The following is an 18611-nucleotide window of genomic DNA, read 5'->3' on the forward strand; positions in this document are numbered from 1 at the left end:
AAAAAGGGACTGACCCCCAAAGTCAGTCCCTTTTCAAGTGAGTGGAGAGGCTCAGGCCTCACCGGTGCTGTTGGGGTCAGAATATCAAACCCGGCAGCTTCCGATATTGGGGGTTTCCCGTAGTTGGGGTGTTTTTTGCTTGTCCGAAAGCAGACCGAGTGCCGTTATTTGGATATTGGCGCTGGCAGGCTGAGATAATGCAGCCGCTTCATTTCCCGCCGTCCGACGGTCACCGTGTCCAGAATAATCCCGGATACAAAGGACAAAAAGGCGATCAGCTTAGGCTTCTTTCAGTTCCGTGATGCGGCGCCCAACCACCAAGTCCAGGCCAGGGCACTGGGTTATCACGAACAAAAAAGGGGCCGGTTGCGGAACCGGCCCCAGTGTATCAGCTGAACCGAGGGATCAGTTCGACGCTGCCATAAGTTTCTCGTTGTGCTCGCGCAGCGTGTCAGAAACGATGGCGTACCATTCGCCGGATTCACGCATTTCGTTCAGGCCCTTGTTCAGCATCGCCAGATACTGCTTGCCGAACGGGTTGCTCCGGTGGCTGATGAAGCGCAGCGAAGACAGCGAGGTCACGAAGGGGTTTTCCACCATGTCGTTCTGGTTCAGGCCCATTTCGACCATGGTGTCCGAGAACAACTGAACTTCGAACGTCGCGACGTCGGCGGTACCTGTCAGAACAGCGTCGAGGCATTCGCGCGCGGTGATGGGTTGCATCAGGGTCATGGATTCGCCGTTATGCAAGCCTTCCTGTTCCAGATCGTGGATGAACCAGCCGTCCATGCGGCAGATGGTGGACCCTTTCAGCTCTTCAAAAGTTGTCGCGCTTGCATAGCTGCTTTCCGGCAGGGTGTAGAACCCGACCACGATGTCATAAACCGGAACGGAAGAGTCGAACTGGGTGCAGCGCACTTCAGTTTCCCACGACCATTCGTAGGTGCGGTTGGTGCAGTCGGGCATGTTCCACGCCATGGATACGTCAAACGCCCCCAAAGGCAGCAGCGTTTCCAGGTGCGAGTTCCAGTCGTCCACGAAGCTGACCGAATAGTCGCGGGCGTTGCCGCCACGCTGCAGGGCAGTGGTGCCCAGGCGGGTGATTGCACCGCCGCCGTTCAGCGATTCATCGGCAAACGGCGCCCAGCCATTGCCGGTGACCAGTTTGATCGGCGGTTGGTAGACGCTCGACCGCTTTACGCTGGCCGCGCGCTGTTCTTCCGCCGCGATGATTTCCTGTGCGGTCTGACCGTTGGGCAGGCTGCCGTCCTCACAGGGTAGGGCCAGAACCAGGCCCGGCTCCAGTGCGTTCGGGTTCGTAATGACGTTGCGGTTCGCGTTGAAGATCGGCTGATAGTTCGACGTTCCATAAGCCGCGATGGCGATGGTTGCCATCGTATCGCCATCCTCGACGGTGTAGTTGGTACAGGCTTCCTGTGCCGCCGCCGCGGTTGCGCTCAGTGCTGTGACGGCGGTGGCCGACATTACCACTTTCTTCAGATCAATATTAAACATGTCCACTTCCTCCAGACTTTCTTGTGTGTCAGGCCGATTGCGGCCTTAGCCATTTTCCATTTGGTGACGCAGGGCGGTCGACACGATGTCGCGCCATTCGCCCGATTGCTGCATGATTGCCAGACCCTGGTTCAGCGTCTCAAGGATTGCCTCCCCGTCAGGATTGTCCTTGTGGGTCATGATGTTAAGCGACTTGATCGCCGCCAGATTGGGGTTTTCGATGATGCGGTGTTCGTAACCCAGCCGACCGATTGCCTCGACCGCCAGGTGTGCCTCGATGGCGACGATGTCGGCGGTGCCTTCCATGACGGCGTGAAAGCAGTCATCCGGCGAAACCGGACGCATCAACTTGATCGCCGGCTCGTAAAGGCCGACCGCATCCATGTGCGACAGAGACCAGCCTTCGGGGCGGCAGATCGTGGTGCCCGCGAAATCCGCGTAGGTCAGTGTCTGTTCATAGCCCGAACCTTCGCGGGCGAAGAAGGTGTCAACAACTTCGTAGAACGGGTTGGAAAAATTGTAGGTCTCACACCGCGAACGGTCCTTGTCGGAAAGGGCTTCGGCCTCTTCGCAATTGGGGCGCGACCAGGGGAATGTCGCGTCGAACGCCAGCGTCGGCATAAGCAGATCCAGATGCGACGACCAGTCGTTGACGAACTGGATCTTGTAGGATTGCTCGGGCGCGGCCCGCAGCATCGCGGTTTCGACCAGATAGGTATATAACCCTCGGTTCGGCAGTGCCTCATCCGTGAAGGGTGCATAATTTCCGCCGGTGATCAGCAAAATCTGGCGATCCCGAACCTCGGGCCGCTCATTGTCGCCTGCGTTGCGGATCAGCGCTGCAGCTTCGGCGCGTGCGGCTTCAATTTCTTCTTTGGCCGCCGCTTTGGCCTCGATCACAGCGTCTTCGCTGGCCTTCTTGGCCTCGGCTTCGGCTGCTGCAACGCGGGCTTCGGCGTCGGCAATGGCTTTTTCGGCCCGCTCTTCTGCGGCTTTCACCAACTCGGCAGCCATTTCCGCGGCGATGCGTCCGGCTTTGGTATCCGGCACTGCTGCCTCGCGTCCGACCTCTTCAAGGCAGGGGAAAGTCAGAATATCGCCGACCCGAATGATGTTCGGGTTCGAGCCGATGACATCCCGGTTCGCGTCGTATATAAACCGATAGTCTTCAGTCGAATAGACTTGTATCGCCAGTTCCCGGAGGCTGTCGCCTCGCTGAATCTCATAGGTACTGCACGCCTCTTGCGCCGAGGCCGCGCCCGTCGCGGCTGCGAGAGCCAGACTTGATACGATCAGATGGTTTCTCATGGGTCCTGTTGCTTTGCCTGTGTTAGGGTATTGCCGGTTTCACCACGGCGATTGATACGTTGTCCTGATCGGGGTCGTTTTTGGCTTGCAGGGCGCGAAGCAACGCATCCGCCAGATCCTGTGCCAAGGCCTGCGCATTGTCGGTCACGATGGACCGAATTTCCGCGTCGTTGAGGTATTGCAGCCCATCGCTGCCCAATATCAGGATATCAGCGGCTTCCAGCTTCAAAGGCTGTTCAGGGCAATCGACTTTAGGAATAGCGGCGCCCATAACCACCGAAGTCAGTTGATTACGGTCAGGGTGAGCCTGTGCCTCGGCCAGGGTCAGAGCACCTTCGGCGGCCTGTGCGTCAATCACAGGTGCCATCGAGTGATCTTCATTTATCTGGGTCAGCTGGCCATTCCGGAACAAATAAAGCGGACTGTCACCGATCGAAATCCAGAACGCGCGTTGGCCCAGCAGCAGAAGACCCAGCAGGGTCGAGCCCATGTTGAATCCGTCGCCCTGTTCTTCGCTGTGGTTGGCGATAGCGGCATTGGCCTGTATGGCGGCCAGAGGCAGGGCGTCGATCAGGTTAGCTTCGCTTGGAGTGTCCGTCTCAAGCTCGGCGTCCAGTGCCCCGCGCCAGGCGGCGATCACCAACTCCGAAGCTATTTCACCTGCAGCGTGACCGCCCATTCCGTCGGCCACAATCACGTAACCTGCGTTGCACGCGTCAAACATGCGCGATGCAATCGCATCTTCCTGCGTGTCGCGCTGACCCTGATCCAGGATCAGTGCAATATCATATGCCGGGGTCGCCAGCATCTATCAGGAATCCCGCCAGTCAAAGCCGTCATCACAGAAAGCAGCGAAACGGATCGAAGTTTCGCTGATCCGGATCAGGTCGCCGCTGGACAGAGCCACAGTGCTGAGCACCGGCTTGCCGTTCAGGCGCACAAGATTGGCCTTGCCGCCGTGCCCCAGGTAGCATTTGCGATCTTCGGGGTCATAGGCGATCACGGCGTGGTTGCTGCGCGAAATACCTGTGTCGCCGAAGTCCAGCTGAATGGCCTGATCGTCATTGCGGCCGATCTGCATCAAGCCTTCGGTCAGCGTGATGCACGCACCACGACCCGGGCCGGACGTGACAACCAGCCAGCCAACAGGAAAGGTCTCCTGTGCAGCTTCGGACTTGGCGACCGGTTCGGCCGTTTCCATCAGATCCTGCACATGTGTGTCGGCACGCTCAAACCCCAGGAAGGTTGTCTTCACGCGGCTGCGGCGATCATCGGCGGCAACGGGCGCTGCCGGGGTTTCCTCGACCTCCGGGGCCTGTGCAACTTCCGTTTCAGGCACCTGGACGATTTCCGGTTCGGCGACCTGCATCACTTGAGGTTCGTGTGACTGCACGGCTTCCGGTTCCGGTTGAATTTCCGGCTCTGCAGGGTCTTCGATTACTTCAACTGCGGCTTCGTCGGCCTCAGGGGTTTCTTCAACCGCCTCAACTTCGGTAACTTCAGTCGTCAAGTGCAGAGTTACAACTTGATCGTCCTGTGCCTCTTCGGGTTGTGGAGCTTCCGGTTCTGCGACCGCGTCTTCTACTTCGACCTGCGCTTCGTCATCCGAGGAGTCCACTTCAGTTTCGCCTTCAGCGAATTCTGGCATCTTTTCTTCAGGGATCAGTTCATCGGCTTCTTCGTAGCTTTCGGCCGAGAGGTTTCCACCGCCCAACGCTGCGCGCAGTGCGTTGAAGTCCGCGATCGGCTGCTTGTTTTCCGGGCTTTCTTCCGCCGGGGCGGCAACGTCTTCGGTTTCGGTTTCTCTTGCTTTGCCGGCACCTTCGAGAAGCCGGCTGAGAGGGCTTTTATATTTGAACATGGTGTCGACACCTTTGACTTTGGGCACAGGACGACTGTCCCGCGCGGCTGCTACTCACCTCCGCGCAACATGCGCAGCGGCACCTACGATTTGAGAAACCAGAGAACTAACTTAACTTTCCGCGACGGGCCGGTTCCCGTCAGGGTTGCGGGTTTGACCCGCGACCCTCAGCAAACACACACTGGCAGATCACATTTCAAACTGTCCGATCACTCCCTCGCCAAAGGCATGGTGGCAGACGTGTCCGCACCGTTGCGCAACACAGTCAGCCGTGCCTGGGGCTGATTTTCCGAGACCAGATCGGCCAGTACAGCATCCAGGCTTTCCGGGCCGTCAATGGCCAGACCTGTATGCGTTTCATTCCGCAGAATATCCCCTTGCCGAAGGCCGCCTGCTTCACCTGCAGGGGCACTGGTGACAACCGTCTGCCAGCCGTCACCGTTGTGACGGATATCAAAGGCAAACCCATTCTCCAGCCCGAGCTTGCGATGAGCAGGCAACGCCAGCAATCCGTTCTGAGCGCGGGTCTTGCCCAATGGGCGATAGCGTGCAGATACGCGGATATAGCCGTCCGGATCGACCTTTAGGTCATCCAGAACTTGGGCGGCAAACGTCACATCCGAGCGCACTGGGTTGCCATTCAGTGTGAAAATCGCGGCACCGCGTTGGACCCATTCACCGATGACGCCCATGTCAAGCGACGGATCAACCTCGGTAACGGCGATCACGTTACCGGTCGAGGCGCGGCGTTTGGCGGTCGCAAAAGGAATTTCTACGTCCCAATGAGCGAATGCAACTTGCGTTTCAGCGAGGTTAACCGGTGCCGCCGGGGCCGCGGGTGTTTCTGTTTCCGCTGTTCCCTCGGCGGTCTTTGCTTCGGCCTCGTTCAGGGCCGCCGGTTTGGCCTGTGTCTGCTCGACAGGCTGCTCCTGGGGGTTTTCTTTCTGTATGGTGACGGGTTCGGCAGGTGTGACAACTGCTGTTTCCGTTTCGGTCTGAACGGTCTCGACTGCTGTGGTGTCTGCACTGACCGGCGCCGCAACCTCTGGGGGTTCTTCGACTGGGGCGGCTGCAACTTCGGTCTTTTCTTCGGCGGGTTCCGCGGCAATTACCGCAGGTTCCGCCGTTTCGGCCGCAGGTGTGGCTGTTTCCGTGGTGCTGGAGATATCGGTGCCCTTGTTGCTCTCCATAAAGATGTAACCACCTGCCGCAAGTGCTGCGACTACGGCAAGGCCGGCAATCATTTTGCCGCTGCCGCCTGACCGGTTTTGTACAACGGTGTCTACCGCAACCGGCTCGTTGGCCTTGGGCGCGAATTTGGCCAAATCTTTGTCATCCTCATTGCCGATAACGATGTCCTGGTTGCCCGCCAGCAGGGCGGTAACCACCGCCTCGGCATTTTCGCTTTCGGCCTTGATGCGGGCTTTTTCTTCCTCGTCATCTTTGCGGTCCATGCCGACGATGACCGAAACGGGACGATAGGCAAAGCTGTCGAACATCACGCTCGGACCACGGAACATCCGCAACCACTCCAGCGCGTTTTGCAACCGATCCGTGGCGTGAACTTCCATCGCCTTGTCAATCGCTTCCAGAAATCCCTCGGGATAACCTTTAAATTGACCGGCCAACGGAGTGTAGGGGTCATCCTGGCTGCTGTTGAAGGCGTTCAGGCGGGTCTGGCCATCTATGGGGCGTTCGCCGCTGATCGCGTGGTACAGGGTGGCCGCAAGAACATACAGGTCGCTGCTTGGGCCTTGCTCGGCCCCGCGCACATAGAATTCATGAGGGGAATAGCCGTCCTTGATCACGCGAAGCGTAAGAAGAGCCGCGCTCTGATGTGCTGCCTGTTCCCGGGCTGCTCCAAAATCGATCAGAACAGGATCGCCATTTTCGTCGATCAGAATGTTGTCGGGCGAGATGTCGCGGTGCAACATGCCGCTTTGGTGAATGAAGGACACGGCCGACAGCATTTTTTCCGTGACCTGAACGATAAAGTCGGGCCCGCCATCGTTTTCCGGGTTCTCGACGTAATCCAGCAGGTCGCAACCCCGGATCAGGTCCATGGCGATATACGCGGTGTCATTGTCTTCGAACACCTGATGCACATCGACGATATTGGGGTGGACAAGCCGCGCGTGGTTGCGGGCTTCCTGAATGAACAGGTCGATGATCGCGCGCAGATCTTCCTGATATGAAGGGTCGTTGGGTTCCACCAGATCGCCATTCCGGCGGCAGAGGGCACCGGGATAGCATTCCTTGATCACCACATCGCGCTCCAGGCTGTCGCGCGCCAGATAGGTGATCCCAAATCCGCCGTTGCTGAGATAACGAAGGATTTCATACTGGCCGCGCAACAGCTTTGCGCCCGGTTCCAATCCTTCAATTTTCGGTTCGTCGTGCGATGCACCGACTGCCTGGTTGCGGCTCATTCTTTCCACCCGTTCTAAACTTTGCGGCGTAATGACAACCGGGCAAATGGCCCTCGAACTCACAACCAGAAACAACCGCAGAACACTTGAGAACGGTTAGACGTTTCAAATTTGACTTTATTGGGGCCACCTGATGGCTTCACTAAGGATCGTTTTTGATCAAAAACTACATACAGTAACAGAGGTGGGTGGTGTGGCTATATGTTGTGTTCCAGCTCGTCAAGCGTGTGAACTGATCGTCCGCTAAACGCTCTTGGTCCACGAAATAGAAACAATAAAAGCCCGATTCTGCCGGGCTCGATTCGCGATATCCAAGATCAGTTTTAAAGAGAAAATTGTCAGGTGCCGGTTTTCGGTTGTGGTGAGGAAACCTTGCTTCCGGCCCAGGCCAGGTTGTCGCCCAGCTGCGCCAAGATGCTGATCGCGTCCTTGAGCGGCGCATCGCCACTTTCGAACTGAAGCAACAGCAGCAGGTCGGTGGCCTTTTCGAACTCACCCGGTATCCAGTCTGCCTCAGGGTCGATTTCGTCCCCCTGTTCCAGACGTTCGGCGAAGTCTTCGACGATATCCTGGCAGCTTTGAAGGAAGGCTGCGGGTTCGATACTGGACGATTCCCGCAGGTCCTCGTAGATGCTGGTGATTGCGGCCAGCCAGTCTTCCAGTATGGGGTTGTCCAATGGGGGCAGTGCAGTCCCCAACGCCGTGTGCATGGCCGACGCATCGGTGCTTTCTGACTCCGGCGCCGGTTCCTCACCGGGCAGGCTTTCCAGATAGGGCAGAAATTGTTGCCTCAGGTCGGTGCGAGCGGCCTCCAGATCCTTCAGCCGTCGGTCGGATGCGACCTGCAATACTTGTTCAGCCAAATTTTGCCCGCCGCATGTTTCCCATAGGTCGAAATCGGGCTCGGGCTCTTGCGCCATTGCCTTGACCGCTATCGGTGTGCCGATTGGGACAACCGCACGGAACAGGTCGCCTTTTTCCTTGTTCAACCGAGCCAGAACACGATCCAGCGCATCGCGGACCGGCGGCAGATCGGTATGAGTGACGGCCAGCAGGCTGTTTGCCCGCAGTTCTTCCGAAACCCGGGCCCACAGATGACGTTCGGTTTCGCGCCAGGCATTGGTTCCGTTTGTGCACCAGATCGCGCAGTCGACAAACTTCAGAAGGTCCAGCGTTTGCTTGTACGTATCGTCAAGCGCACCAGACCCCGGCAGATCGAACAGTGAGATTTCCTTGAGTGCAGGTGTATTCAGCCCGACTGAGATGAAATCGGGATTGTCCGCAGCCGCCTTCTCAAGCGCTATGCCGGAGTACACCATTGGCTCTTTATCCCACCACCCGACGGTGGTTTCCGGTGTATCGGCATAGGCAACAATCACCAAGGGCAGTTTCAGATGTTGCGGCCCGGTCGGCAGTATGTCGGCCCCGGCCAGCATGTTGGCCAGACTGGATTTGCCAGCCCCGAACTCGCCCGCGAAACCGATATTGACAGCATTGGACAACCGTTCGGCGTGGGCCAGCGCACGCTCGCGCATTTTGTCCAGCGCCGTATCGGAAGGCAATGCCTCCGTCGCGGTCAGAAAGCGCTCAAGCTGACGCACTTCCTTTTCGGTTCCGGGAAATTCAATCATTCAGCAGCCTCTGCTTGTGTGTTTTCCGCCAAATTTGGTCCGAAAACGGAACCCAGTTCATCGGCAATCCGCCGGGCGCGATCATATGCGGTCTGCGCCTGTGTTCTCGCATTTGCCTCTCCGCTACCGGCGCGATGTTCAAGATGTCCGGCCAACAGAGCCATGTAGTGATCCAGAACGGTATTCAGGCGTTCCAGTAAATCCCCGCGCGCGGTGTCGACCAGATCATCTCCGATCATCTCGAATTCCTGAACGATCATTCGTTCGGCCCTGGATACCACACTATTACGCGATATCAGGCGAGAGAGCCAGTTCACACGCAACTCTACCGTGATTCCGCGTGTCAGAGCGGTTGTGTCCGGCCGGTACCACCGCACGGCACTGGTGTTCATGCGGTTGTCAGCCGGATCATGCCAGCCTGCCAGTGTCCGCAGTGCCGCGTTGCATTGCATGTCGATGGCGTAAAGCTCGCTCAGCATCCGTTGACGGACGACCTGCGTCGCACCCTGAACAAGTTCCCGCATCCGATCGCGCAGCGGGGTAAAGTTCAATTCGGTATCGCCGCCCCTGATCAGCAGCGGCGATTGCCCGTTCGGTCCACGCACCACGCCCGATACGGATTCGGCCACCGTGTCATCCATGACACCACGCAGATTGGCCAGAACGTCGTCCATATCATTTGTGATTTCGCTGGTTTTTTCGACCACCAAGGCGCGAAGATCGCCCAGCGTCTTGTCGTTTTCATCCGCACTTGAGGTGTCATTGCCGGAATCGACTTCCAAAGCGCGAAGATGCGCGCCAGAGCGTTCAACCTCGCCCTTGGCGAAACTGTTCAGGTGCTGCCACGCCATGCGCATCTGTTCGTTCCGGGGACCCTCGGTGAGGGCGCGGGTCACATGCCGGCGCAGATCCGGAAGGCCCGAGGCGATCATGGCCGCAAAGCGCAGGACACCTTCGCGACTGATGGGGCCGGGGCCTTGTTTGATCTCCTCAACACCTTTCAGATATTGCTGCATCTGTTCGGGATGGGCTCGCAACCAGGCAAGAACGTGATCGTGATTGATCCCGGTGTCATCTCCGGTGAGGGCATAATGTGCCCATTGGGCACTGCCCATCAAAACGTCGATATCCGAGTTTCCAAGGGCTTTCTCAAGCCCGTCGCGAACGTCCGCACGCACTTTCGTTGCATCGTCGGCACCACCGCCCAGTTCGTCCACGCGGTTGATGAACACGACGATCTGGCCCAACTCCAACGCCTGCATCAAACGGAAGAGTTTCAGGTCAGCCCGGGACAGGGCCTGATGCGCCGACAGAACCACAACAAAAAAGTCGGATTCCTTCAGATACTGGCGCGAGATTTCCTCGCGGATAAGCAGCGGGTCGTTGACACCGGGCGTATCTGTGACGGTCAGCGGGAACGGAAAGTGGCCGATGTCGAAATAAACTTCGGCCTTGCGGGTAATGTCACTGTAGAGGCCCCGGTCAGAACCGGGGTCGTGCGTTTCAGTATCGGTTGGATCATCCCCGGCGCAGACATAGCGCGCCAGATCGTCCGTATTGAGATGTTCCAGATCGTGGTGCTGACCCAGCAGTTGTTCATAGCTTTCGCCCAAACGCAGCCGGGCGCGGGTTTTCATCGCCTCGACCTGTTCCTCGATCATCTCGCGCTTATAGCTGTCCTCGTCATCGGGGAACATGTTGCGCAGTTCTTCACCTTCGGCGATCAGCGCCTGCCATTGGCGATTGTCGAAGAAATGAAATTCGGCCCCGTCCGTCCGGCCCGAAGGATGCCCGAAATGCATGTCGGTGATTACGGTGGTCCAGGGGTTTACATCCGACGGAAGGAACTCGGCCTGCCCGGTGAAGCCATTGATCAGACGAGACTTACCGGCCTTGATCTGACCGACAAAAGCGATGGAGGGCCTCAGATTTGTAAGGTCTCTCACAATACGCGAAATGAACTGACGGGTTTCGTCATTGCTCACTTCATTCATGTCTTCTGCGATGCGAATTAACTCGCGACGATTATTTTCACTCATAACGTTATACCTGTTTACTCGTACTCACGGATTGAATTATTCGAAAAATTGATTGTTTTGGGCGCGGTCATTCCTCTGATCCCTTCAGAGAGGCCCACAGATTGACCGCTGAACCCAGCTTGCGCGCCTCATGCAAGGCGACCGCGAATTGATCACCATGCTGCAGAACCGCAAGACCGGCTCCTTTGCCGCCGGACGGACGCATGACAATCAGTTGCGGCTTTTCGGGATCGATAGCCAGATCGGCGTTCCACCCGCTCAAATCCTTCGCAAATTGTGCAAGAAGATCCTGATTTGGCCCAGCGCTTTGGCCGGGTGCGCAAATGCCGTCGGATTGCAATTCACGCCCATCTGAGCTTTCCGCCAGAATCCGTCCCAGCGCAAATTTGTCGGCCGCGTCAAAGAATCTTGCTGCCAGCGTATCCGATTGGGGTGTGGGCGGTTGCGGGTCCGTTTGGACATCAGGCACAATCGAAACAATTGGTTCGGTTGGAAATTCAATACTCTGGCAGGCAACCTGGATTTCGCTGAGGGTTATCCCGACATCATCCGCTTCCAGCGCGGTATCCGGCTGCAATGACGTCAGTTCCAGCGGGGCAGGGGCAGCGGCAATATCCGACAACAGATGAGCCAGCCTGTCAGTCAAAGCATCCCGCGGTTCGGTTTCAAAATCCGGCACCAAACCGGACCGGACGCGAAAGACATCCGTGACCCTTGAACTGTTGACCTCAATTGCAAGGCAATCTCCATTTGCAGCCGTAAATTCCAGGCGGCGCGGCAATACGGTTCGGCGAATGGCGCGCAATACTTCAGCGCGACGTGTTACGGGAGTGTCGCCCGCCAGCGTCACAGCCGGAGAGAGCCGGGCAACAGATGACCGCCCGATGTCTTCGAGCATGTCAAGTATGTCAGTATCCATCATGTCTTGACCCCCTCAGGTCGAACTAGACTGCAGCCGCCACCGACCCCAGACTCAGATGTGATTTCGCCAACGCCAACCCGACATTCGCGCTGCTGTGACAGACGTAGCAGACAACATGATCGGGATATTCCCGGGTCCGCAGAAAAATATTGAGCCGATCATTTGAAAACACTGCAATCTCGCCAAAGCCGGAACCGTCCGTGCTTTCTGGCTCTGCCTGCCGCAGAAGCTGTTCAAAGGCCCGTACTCCCCGGCCCTGAAACAGGTTGGCGACTGCAACTGCAAGTGTGTCCAATGCGTCGCCACCTTCCGGGTCAGCGACTTTTGTCCCCAGTAACATCCCGGTTTCCATATCGACATACCCGGCTGCGATGCAGTCGGGTATTGATTCCATTGCAGTGGTCAACGCAGCTTCGATCGACATCTAACACCTGGCAATTCTGTCGAAACTGTCCGTCAGGACAATGTTTCCGGGACTAAAGCACATGCCATTCCGCCCTGCTGTTTTCACTGGTTTTTGCCATTGGGCGCAACGCCTCTTTGGTCTGCTGCTCGTTGTGCTCAACGGCGATTTTGTCAAACTCAGCCAGAAACGCCGTGAATACGTTCTTTAAGCCTTCGGCATCTTCCGGCAGGTCTTCGTCCTTCGCAATCTCGCGCCACATGGCGGATGCGCTGAGCGAGCTTTCCTTAGGCGCCGACATCTGGCCAGCTATAGCATCGATGTTCTCGGATTCGCGGCTTGGCGCTTCGGCATTTCCGCCCGGCATGGACAGAATCTCGGCTTCGGCGGGGCTAAGGTCTTCAGGCTCAGGTTCGTATTCCTGGTCTGACTTGTCCGATTGCTGGGCCAGCAAAGCCGTGATCGACGAGACCGATACCTCAATTCCCTCTTCTTTTTCAGCTTCCTCCTCGACCGAGACTTCAGGCGCATCCGCTTGATTTTCTTCAGCCGTCGCGATCAGGGTTTCAGACTCGTCCCAACCTTCGGGTTCACTGGTCGCAATCGCCGGGTCGCGAGCCTCTTCATCCAGTTCGTCTTCGTCCAGCAGATCGAACTCGTCTTCATCCGAAGTGGATCTGGCCAGCGCAGTCAGGTCCAGCGGACCCTCCGACGTTTTGCGGAAAAAGGTCCGCAGATCGTCGTCTTCGCCGTCTTTGCTCGAGTCTACGGTATCGGGCACCATCTCAGCCCGCAGTCGTTCGGCCTCAGCCGCGTCAATTCGCGGTCGTTCCGAATCCTCGCCTTGCCGCTCCACACGTGCAGGACGCACTGGAAAGCTGGTCACGACCTTGGGTTCGTCGCTTTCGTCGGCAAGGGGGTTTACCAGCTGGAGGGGCGCCGCTTCACTTTCGGGCCGTTTGTCCGCCTCGCCATCGGTTTTACGCGACGGACGCAGCGGCCGAACCCTGGGTTCGTTGGGCAGCGTCTTGTCGATCTGATAGCGGGACAGCTGTTCGGCCCGGTTGTCCATGATGTGCTCGGTGATCTCCAGAAAGCTGTCGACCATCTTGCCGCCACCACTGCGCGACCAAAGCTCGGCATCGCCGGTTTTGTCCCGCGCCGTAATGGCATCGCGCGCAGAAAACAGGATCGACCTGTTGAACAGATGTCCGGCTTCCCGATTGACCCGTCGCAGCACTTTCTGGCGGTCTTTGACATCAAGTGCATCGACGCGGGTGACCAGCAACAGGGAGTTGTTCTGCAAACGCTCGGGCAGGGATACCCAGGTTGCGCGTTCAGTCTCGCGCCAGGCCTGCGTTGCATGGGTACACCACAGAACGCCATTGGCCTGACCGATCGCGCGCCGCCACACATCGGTCGAAATCTTGGGATCCGAAATGCCCGGGGTATCGATCAGGTCGACAGCTTCCAGAATGTCGGCCTCGAGATAGATGCGAATGAACTGCGCATCATTCACGCCAACACTTTCAAGCTGATCCAGCGTGATACTTTCCGTGCTGCCATCATGCCGTTTTACAAATGCAGGTTTGTTGCCCCAACTGAACCAGATGGGCGGCAATTGCGTCGCCGTGACCTGTGTCGGCAGTGCCTGCGTGCGCAGGAGAAAATTCATCAGCGTCGATTTCCCGGCGCTGAATTCCCCCATTAGCGCAAAGACCGGCTTGCGGCGGGACCACTGCTCGATGCGTTCCCAGGCCTTTGGTGACACGAAGCGGTTTTGTGAGTCTTTTGTCATATCTCTACTTATGCTGCCTCGTTACTTAGATCTTTAAGGATGCTACCCAGAATTTCGTCCCGCGATTTCTGCAGTTGGATGCCTGCCATCAATGCGGTGTTGCGTCCGGGATCCTGCTCCGCCGTAGCCGAGATGTTCAGCAGGGTCTCTTTCTGTTCACGCATGAAATCGGACAGAGTAGCCCTGACGTTTTCCAGAACGGCTGCGATCTGGTTTTCTTCGATATCCTTGGTGATCGAGTTCGCTTCGGAGGCGATCAGGCGGGTGTAATCCGCCGCATAAGCCTCGAATCCTTTGCGGCGTTTCCACCAGCGGCGCCACCAGGTGCTTTGCAAATCAAGCGCAATGGTTCGCCCGATGCCCAATGGCGGCGGGACGCGCGGTACAATCGGGGCTTCGATCTTGAATTCACCCAAATGGTTGCCCAGCAACCTGTGATACAGGGCTTCCACGTCCGTTGCGGCGGTTGCGTACAGCGCTCCGGCTTCCTTGCGGATGGATCGGGCGAAGCTGAAATAGGCGGCCTTCTGCAGGGTGCGCAGCCCGGCCGGATCATACTGCCAGGTGCCTTGTTCGCCGTTCTGTTCCAGATGGGAAATCAGGGAATCCGTCGCCCGTTTGACAAAATTCGCCTCGGCCGAGGCCAACCGTTCAAGCACCTTGTCGCGCAGCGACGTGGTCAGGTCAGCGACCTTCTTTTCGTATTCGGCGGCTACGGTGGAAATGGCGTCTTCTGGCGATACTCCGTCCAGATCCCGAACCACTCCTTCGCCACCAGACAGAGTCTTGGCGACGGCCGTGGCCCGAATCTGGCTGGCAATGTTTCGGGCCCGGTGGCGCACACGATCCAGCAGACGGGTGCCCGCGCCTTCGGCAATGCGTTCATTCATGGCCAGCAGAAGGTCAGGCAGACCGGACAACGCCCAGATTTTGTCAAGCGAAGGTGCCTGATCGCCAAATCCGGCCGCCAGGTAGAACGTGTTCAGCGCCTGTCGAGATTCTTCTGTCAGGATGTCGGGGTTGCCAGTCAGTGCGGCCTCGGCCCACAAAGCGCTTCCAAATACAACGCTGGTGTTTGTGTCGATGTTGTTCTGTTTCAGCGTGTCCTGAATCCGGTCGCGGATTTCCGGAACCTGATTGACGGGATCGGCCAGCTCGTCGATCCGGTTCACGAACAGGATGATCTGACGGTGTTCGAATTGGGCGATGATCCGCATCAGCGCCATATCCATGGTGGTCAGCGCCTGACTGGCCGCGAGAACCACAATACAGACCTCGGATCCGCGCAAGCTGCGCAAGGTGATCTGTTCGCGCACCATGAAGGTATCGTTCACACCGGGCGTGTCGCAGAGCTTCAGCGAGATCGGATATTGGGGAATATCCATGAACAGTTCCGCTGATTTGGTGACATCGGCGAACCGCCCCGTTTTTGGGTTAATATCCGGGTCGTCTTCGTCCCCCAGACACACATAGCGCTGGATCAGTTCCTCATCGAAATAGTCGTACTGGTGGCTCTGGCCGAGAATCAGGTCGAAGTGCTTTCCCAACCGCGCTTCGGACTTGGACTTCATTTCATTGATCTGACGCCGGATATCATCCATTTCGTCGTCCGCACCAGCCCGGTTGGCCAGTTCGCCCAGCCGACCGCCGCCGACCATCAGATTGTCCCACTCCTCCTGCTCGAAGAAGGTAAACCTGGACTTGGTGCCGCCCTGCGTACGGGTGTTGATGTTCAGGGTGGTGACAACCGAGGTCCATGGGTTCACATCCGACGGCAGCAGGGCTGGACGGCCCGCAAGGATGTTCACGATCGAGGATTTACCGGCCTTCACCTGCCCGACCAGCGTCACTGACGCGGTAAAGTTCTCCATCCGCGTCTTGAGTGTCGCCAGCCGTGCCGAAGAGCGCGCATCGGCCACTTCCGTCAATTGGTCGATCTGAGCCGTCAGGGACGTCATGGCCGACGTCATAGGTGACAGGGCCTCATTACCTACGGACAGAAGATGTTCGTTGCGCGCCATGGATCAGCCTCCGGTTCCAGTTGCGGCGATTTGCAGGGTTTCCGGCATTCGGCCAGAAGGCGCGCGGGTCAGGGTGTCGATCCGGGCAATCAGATCCAGAGCGTTGCCCAGAATTTCGGCTTCAGCGCGCGGAGAAATGTTTTCATATGCCCCGGCATCGGCCAGAACTTCGATCAGACTGAAATGATCACCGTTTTCCAGGCGTGCAACCTGGCGTCCGGTGGGAAACCCTTCAGATTTGAAGGAAGGCAAAGGCATCCGCGCATTGGCCAGCAGATAGTGGTCGCCGGAATGGGTTCGCAACGCAATGCCAAATCCCGTGTCAGGGTAATCGCGGTTCAGTGTTTTGAGTTCACCAAGAAAACTTTGACGTGCAAAAACGACAGCGTCTTGCTCGGCAGCGGCGGAGTTCATCATGTCGGTCACGGTAAAGACCCTTGTGCTGGAGTTGAGTGAAACACTGGTACAGCGCAGCAGATGCGCAAAAAGACTCATTAACTCCTGTGCCCAAGAAGAACCCTCAAGGCGGTGTTATTTTGACGCGAATAAGATATTTTAACGTTTGAATTGTGGCGCGAATGTGGTGAGGCGCGCATAAGAATGCCTCAACCCATGGGAGAGTTCGCTTGATTTCCTTCCCGACAGCAAAAAGGACAGGCCCCCTGTTCAGGGCGGGTGGTGGGCCTGACCTACATTGAGCGAAATAATTTCACGAAATTATGCAACTAATAGAATTGAGCTTGAAAGTGGCGCTTCCTAATATGCCTCCGCATGGGGATCCACATAGGATGTAGACATGCGGCGATCACGATCCGGTCGGGGCTTGGAACTTTCTGCGCACCAAATGACGCCGCCACCTTTCGGTGGACGGTTCAGACCGCTGGACGAGGGCAAGCTTGCCCAAATTACCAACGCCGCGTTTGATATTCTGGAACGGACAGGAGTGTCGGGTGCGTCCCGTGACATCCGTGATCTGGCGCTGGACAACGGCGCGTTGCAGCGGGCGGACGGGCGTATCACCTTTCCCCGCGCTTTGGTTGAAGAGGTGATTTCCAAGGCCTGCAAGCGGGTCGAACTGCCCGGGTTCATCAAGGATCGCGGGATCGAGATAGGCGGTGGAAAGGTCCATATAGGTACTGGCGGCGCGGCCGTACACATCCTTGATTCCGAAACCAATACATATCGCGACAGCACGCTGAAGGACCTTTATGGTCTGATGCGGATCGTCGATTCCTGTGATGCGATTCACTATTCTTTGCGCCCGGTGGTCGCGCGGGATCTGGAAGACCCTTTGACGTTGGATATCAACACCGCCTTTGCAGCAATGAAGGCGACATCAAAGCCCATCGGCACCAGCTTTTTCGAGCCGGCGCACGTCGCCCCAGTGATCGAGATGCTTGATCAGGCGTTGGGGGCAGAAGGGGGTTTCAGGAGGCAACCGTTTTGCTTTGCCTCGGTTTGTCATGTGGTGCCGCCGTTGACGCTGGCCGAAGAAGCATGTGGTGTCATGCGCGAATGCGTGCGTCTTGGGATGCCGCTCCAGATCTGTTCGGCGGCTCAGGCGGGGGCAACCAGCCCGGCCTCTCTTGCCGGAGCGCTGGCGCAAGGTCTGGCAGAATCGATGGCGGGTCTGGTGCTAGTCAACATGATGAGGTCCGGCTTTCCCTGCATCCTTGCCTTTCTGCCATTCATCTCGGATTTGCGCACCGGGGCCATGACCGGCGGATCGGGTGAAGCCGCAATCGCCAATGCCGCCGCCGCGCAGCTGTTGCTGAACCTCGGCTTGCCATCGACTGTTTCCGCCGGGATGACTGACGCCAAGACGGCTGACGCGCAGTCAGGATACGAGAAAGGCTATACCATCGCCCTGGCAGCGCAGGGCGGGGCGGACATGATCAATCTTTCGGTCGGCATGCTGGGCTCGATCATGGCCGCCAGCAAAGAGGCGCTGGTGATCGACAACGACATGTGCGGTGCGATCCTGCGGTCTGTTCGCGGGGTCGAGATGTGTGACAACTCGATTGATCTTGACCTGATCGAAGAGGTCGTCACAGGCGACGGGCACTATCTTGGCACCGCTCAAACACTGAACCTAATGACCCGCGAATATGTCTACCCCTCTCTGGGCGACCGCCAAAGCGTCAATGACTGGCTGGAAAGCGGTGCGCAGACAGTATGGGACCGCGCCATCGCCCGCGTTGCCCAGATCGAGGCACAACCCGCGCCCGACCATCTGCCCGCCAAGGCCGAGGAGGCTTTGCGTGCGCGGTTGCCTATTCGCCTGAAGATTTGAGCACCACACGCGTCAGCGGAAATCGGGATTGCCGGTAGTGGGCGGACTTGCATTGGTTTTTCTGCTTTGGTGCGCAGAGCTCTGATTGATTGGACCCAGCGGACTTTGCGAAGCAGAAATGCTCGCGCAGATGACTTCATGAACGCCTCATCCGATTGCGCACCTATTGTGCCGATCATCTCAGTAGAGATGAATAAACTCAGCAGGGCCTGTTCAATTGCATCGCCATGTCCTTGTTTCTACACGGCATTGAACAGGAGTTAGTTCAACTGACGGTTGCCATGAAAGAATTTGGATCAGTACCTTGAACAGGCGTAATATTGCGAATGGGAATAAACTTTGGCGTCACCTGCAATTCCCTCTCGCACTTGGTTTCAAGCTTTGATATTGA

General features: G+C 57.5%; 13 protein-coding genes. 1 reads left to right on the forward strand and 12 read right to left on the reverse strand.

Features of this window, described 5'->3' with window-relative positions; genetic code table 11:
• Nucleotides 1-405 precede the first annotated feature (405 nt).
• From ACR0J8_RS08760 to ACR0J8_RS08815, 12 genes are all read right to left on the reverse strand, one after another.
• Nucleotides 406-1515 carry a transporter substrate-binding domain-containing protein gene (locus ACR0J8_RS08760; protein WP_170611179.1) on the reverse strand — a complete coding sequence of 370 codons (1110 nt, stop codon included), beginning with the start codon at nt 1513-1515 and terminating at the stop codon, nt 406-408.
• A gap of 45 nt (nt 1516-1560) precedes the next feature.
• The gene (locus ACR0J8_RS08765) at nt 1561-2823 is read right to left on the reverse strand and encodes a type 2 periplasmic-binding domain-containing protein (RefSeq protein ID WP_480523464.1); all 1263 of its coding nucleotides are present in this window, start codon (nt 2821-2823) and stop codon (nt 1561-1563) included.
• A 22-nt stretch (nt 2824-2845) separates the two neighbouring features.
• Nucleotides 2846-3631: a PP2C family protein-serine/threonine phosphatase gene (locus tag ACR0J8_RS08770; protein ID WP_480889722.1), complete on the reverse strand. Its 786-nt coding sequence runs from the start codon at nt 3629-3631 to the stop codon at nt 2846-2848.
• A gap of 3 nt (nt 3632-3634) precedes the next feature.
• Entirely contained in the window at nt 3635-4684 is a 1050-nt protein-coding gene (locus ACR0J8_RS08775; protein WP_480523468.1) for an FHA domain-containing protein, read from the reverse strand.
• Between the two features lie 209 nt (nt 4685-4893).
• Complete coding sequence (locus ACR0J8_RS08780; RefSeq protein WP_480889726.1) at nt 4894-7113, reverse strand: protein kinase domain-containing protein; 2220 nt, start codon at nt 7111-7113, stop codon at nt 4894-4896.
• A gap of 338 nt (nt 7114-7451) precedes the next feature.
• The gene (locus ACR0J8_RS08785; RefSeq protein ID WP_480523472.1) at nt 7452-8744 is read right to left on the reverse strand and encodes a dynamin family protein; all 1293 of its coding nucleotides are present in this window, start codon (nt 8742-8744) and stop codon (nt 7452-7454) included.
• On the reverse strand, nt 8741-10783 hold the full coding sequence (locus ACR0J8_RS08790) for a dynamin family protein (protein ID WP_480889729.1): 2043 nt from the start codon (nt 10781-10783) through the stop codon (nt 8741-8743). Before ACR0J8_RS08790 ends, ACR0J8_RS08785 begins: the two co-directional genes overlap by 4 nt.
• Before the next feature lie 67 nt (nt 10784-10850).
• On the reverse strand, nt 10851-11705 hold the full coding sequence (locus tag ACR0J8_RS08795; protein WP_480523475.1) for a hypothetical protein: 855 nt from the start codon (nt 11703-11705) through the stop codon (nt 10851-10853).
• A 22-nt stretch (nt 11706-11727) separates the two neighbouring features.
• Entirely contained in the window at nt 11728-12129 is a 402-nt protein-coding gene (locus tag ACR0J8_RS08800) for a hypothetical protein (RefSeq protein ID WP_480889731.1), read from the reverse strand.
• Nucleotides 12130-12181: 52 nt separating this feature from the next.
• The gene (locus tag ACR0J8_RS08805) at nt 12182-13879 is read right to left on the reverse strand and encodes a dynamin family protein (RefSeq protein ID WP_480889733.1); all 1698 of its coding nucleotides are present in this window, start codon (nt 13877-13879) and stop codon (nt 12182-12184) included.
• A gap of 35 nt (nt 13880-13914) precedes the next feature.
• Nucleotides 13915-15927 (reverse strand): dynamin family protein, encoded by a 2013-nt coding sequence (locus ACR0J8_RS08810; RefSeq protein ID WP_480523481.1) that lies wholly within the window; start codon nt 15925-15927, stop codon nt 13915-13917.
• A 3-nt stretch (nt 15928-15930) separates the two neighbouring features.
• A complete protein-coding gene (locus ACR0J8_RS08815) occupies nt 15931-16422 on the reverse strand; it encodes a hypothetical protein (RefSeq protein WP_480523483.1) in 492 nt (163 codons plus the stop codon).
• Between the two features lie 349 nt (nt 16423-16771).
• On the opposite strand from ACR0J8_RS08815, the gene ACR0J8_RS08820 reads away from it, so the two are divergent.
• Entirely contained in the window at nt 16772-18220 is a 1449-nt protein-coding gene (locus ACR0J8_RS08820; RefSeq protein ID WP_480523485.1) for a trimethylamine methyltransferase family protein, read from the forward strand.
• Nucleotides 18221-18611 lie beyond the last annotated feature (391 nt).

The organism is Ruegeria sp. N11 (assembly GCF_056531525.1).

Excerpts from the sequence above, each read along its gene's own strand:
- ACR0J8_RS08815 (WP_480523483.1), bottom strand. The coding sequence starts at position 16,422 with ATGAGTCTTTTTGCGCATCTGCTGCGCTGTACCAGTGTTTCACTCAAC.
- ACR0J8_RS08775 (WP_480523468.1), bottom strand. The coding sequence starts at position 4,684 with ATGTTCAAATATAAAAGCCCTCTCAGCCGGCTTCTCGAAGGTGCCGGC.
- ACR0J8_RS08795 (WP_480523475.1), bottom strand. The coding sequence starts at position 11,705 with ATGATGGATACTGACATACTTGACATGCTCGAAGACATCGGGCGGTCA.
- ACR0J8_RS08780 (WP_480889726.1), bottom strand. The coding sequence starts at position 7,113 with ATGAGCCGCAACCAGGCAGTCGGTGCATCGCACGACGAACCGAAAATT.
- ACR0J8_RS08770 (WP_480889722.1), bottom strand. The coding sequence starts at position 3,631 with ATGCTGGCGACCCCGGCATATGATATTGCACTGATCCTGGATCAGGGT.
- ACR0J8_RS08790 (WP_480889729.1), bottom strand. The coding sequence starts at position 10,783 with ATGAGTGAAAATAATCGTCGCGAGTTAATTCGCATCGCAGAAGACATG.
- ACR0J8_RS08820 (WP_480523485.1), top strand. The coding sequence starts at position 16,772 with ATGACGCCGCCACCTTTCGGTGGACGGTTCAGACCGCTGGACGAGGGC.
- ACR0J8_RS08785 (WP_480523472.1), bottom strand. The coding sequence starts at position 8,744 with ATGATTGAATTTCCCGGAACCGAAAAGGAAGTGCGTCAGCTTGAGCGC.
- ACR0J8_RS08760 (WP_170611179.1), bottom strand. The coding sequence starts at position 1,515 with ATGTTTAATATTGATCTGAAGAAAGTGGTAATGTCGGCCACCGCCGTC.
- ACR0J8_RS08800 (WP_480889731.1), bottom strand. The coding sequence starts at position 12,129 with ATGTCGATCGAAGCTGCGTTGACCACTGCAATGGAATCAATACCCGAC.
- ACR0J8_RS08765 (WP_480523464.1), bottom strand. The coding sequence starts at position 2,823 with ATGAGAAACCATCTGATCGTATCAAGTCTGGCTCTCGCAGCCGCGACG.
- ACR0J8_RS08810 (WP_480523481.1), bottom strand. The coding sequence starts at position 15,927 with ATGGCGCGCAACGAACATCTTCTGTCCGTAGGTAATGAGGCCCTGTCA.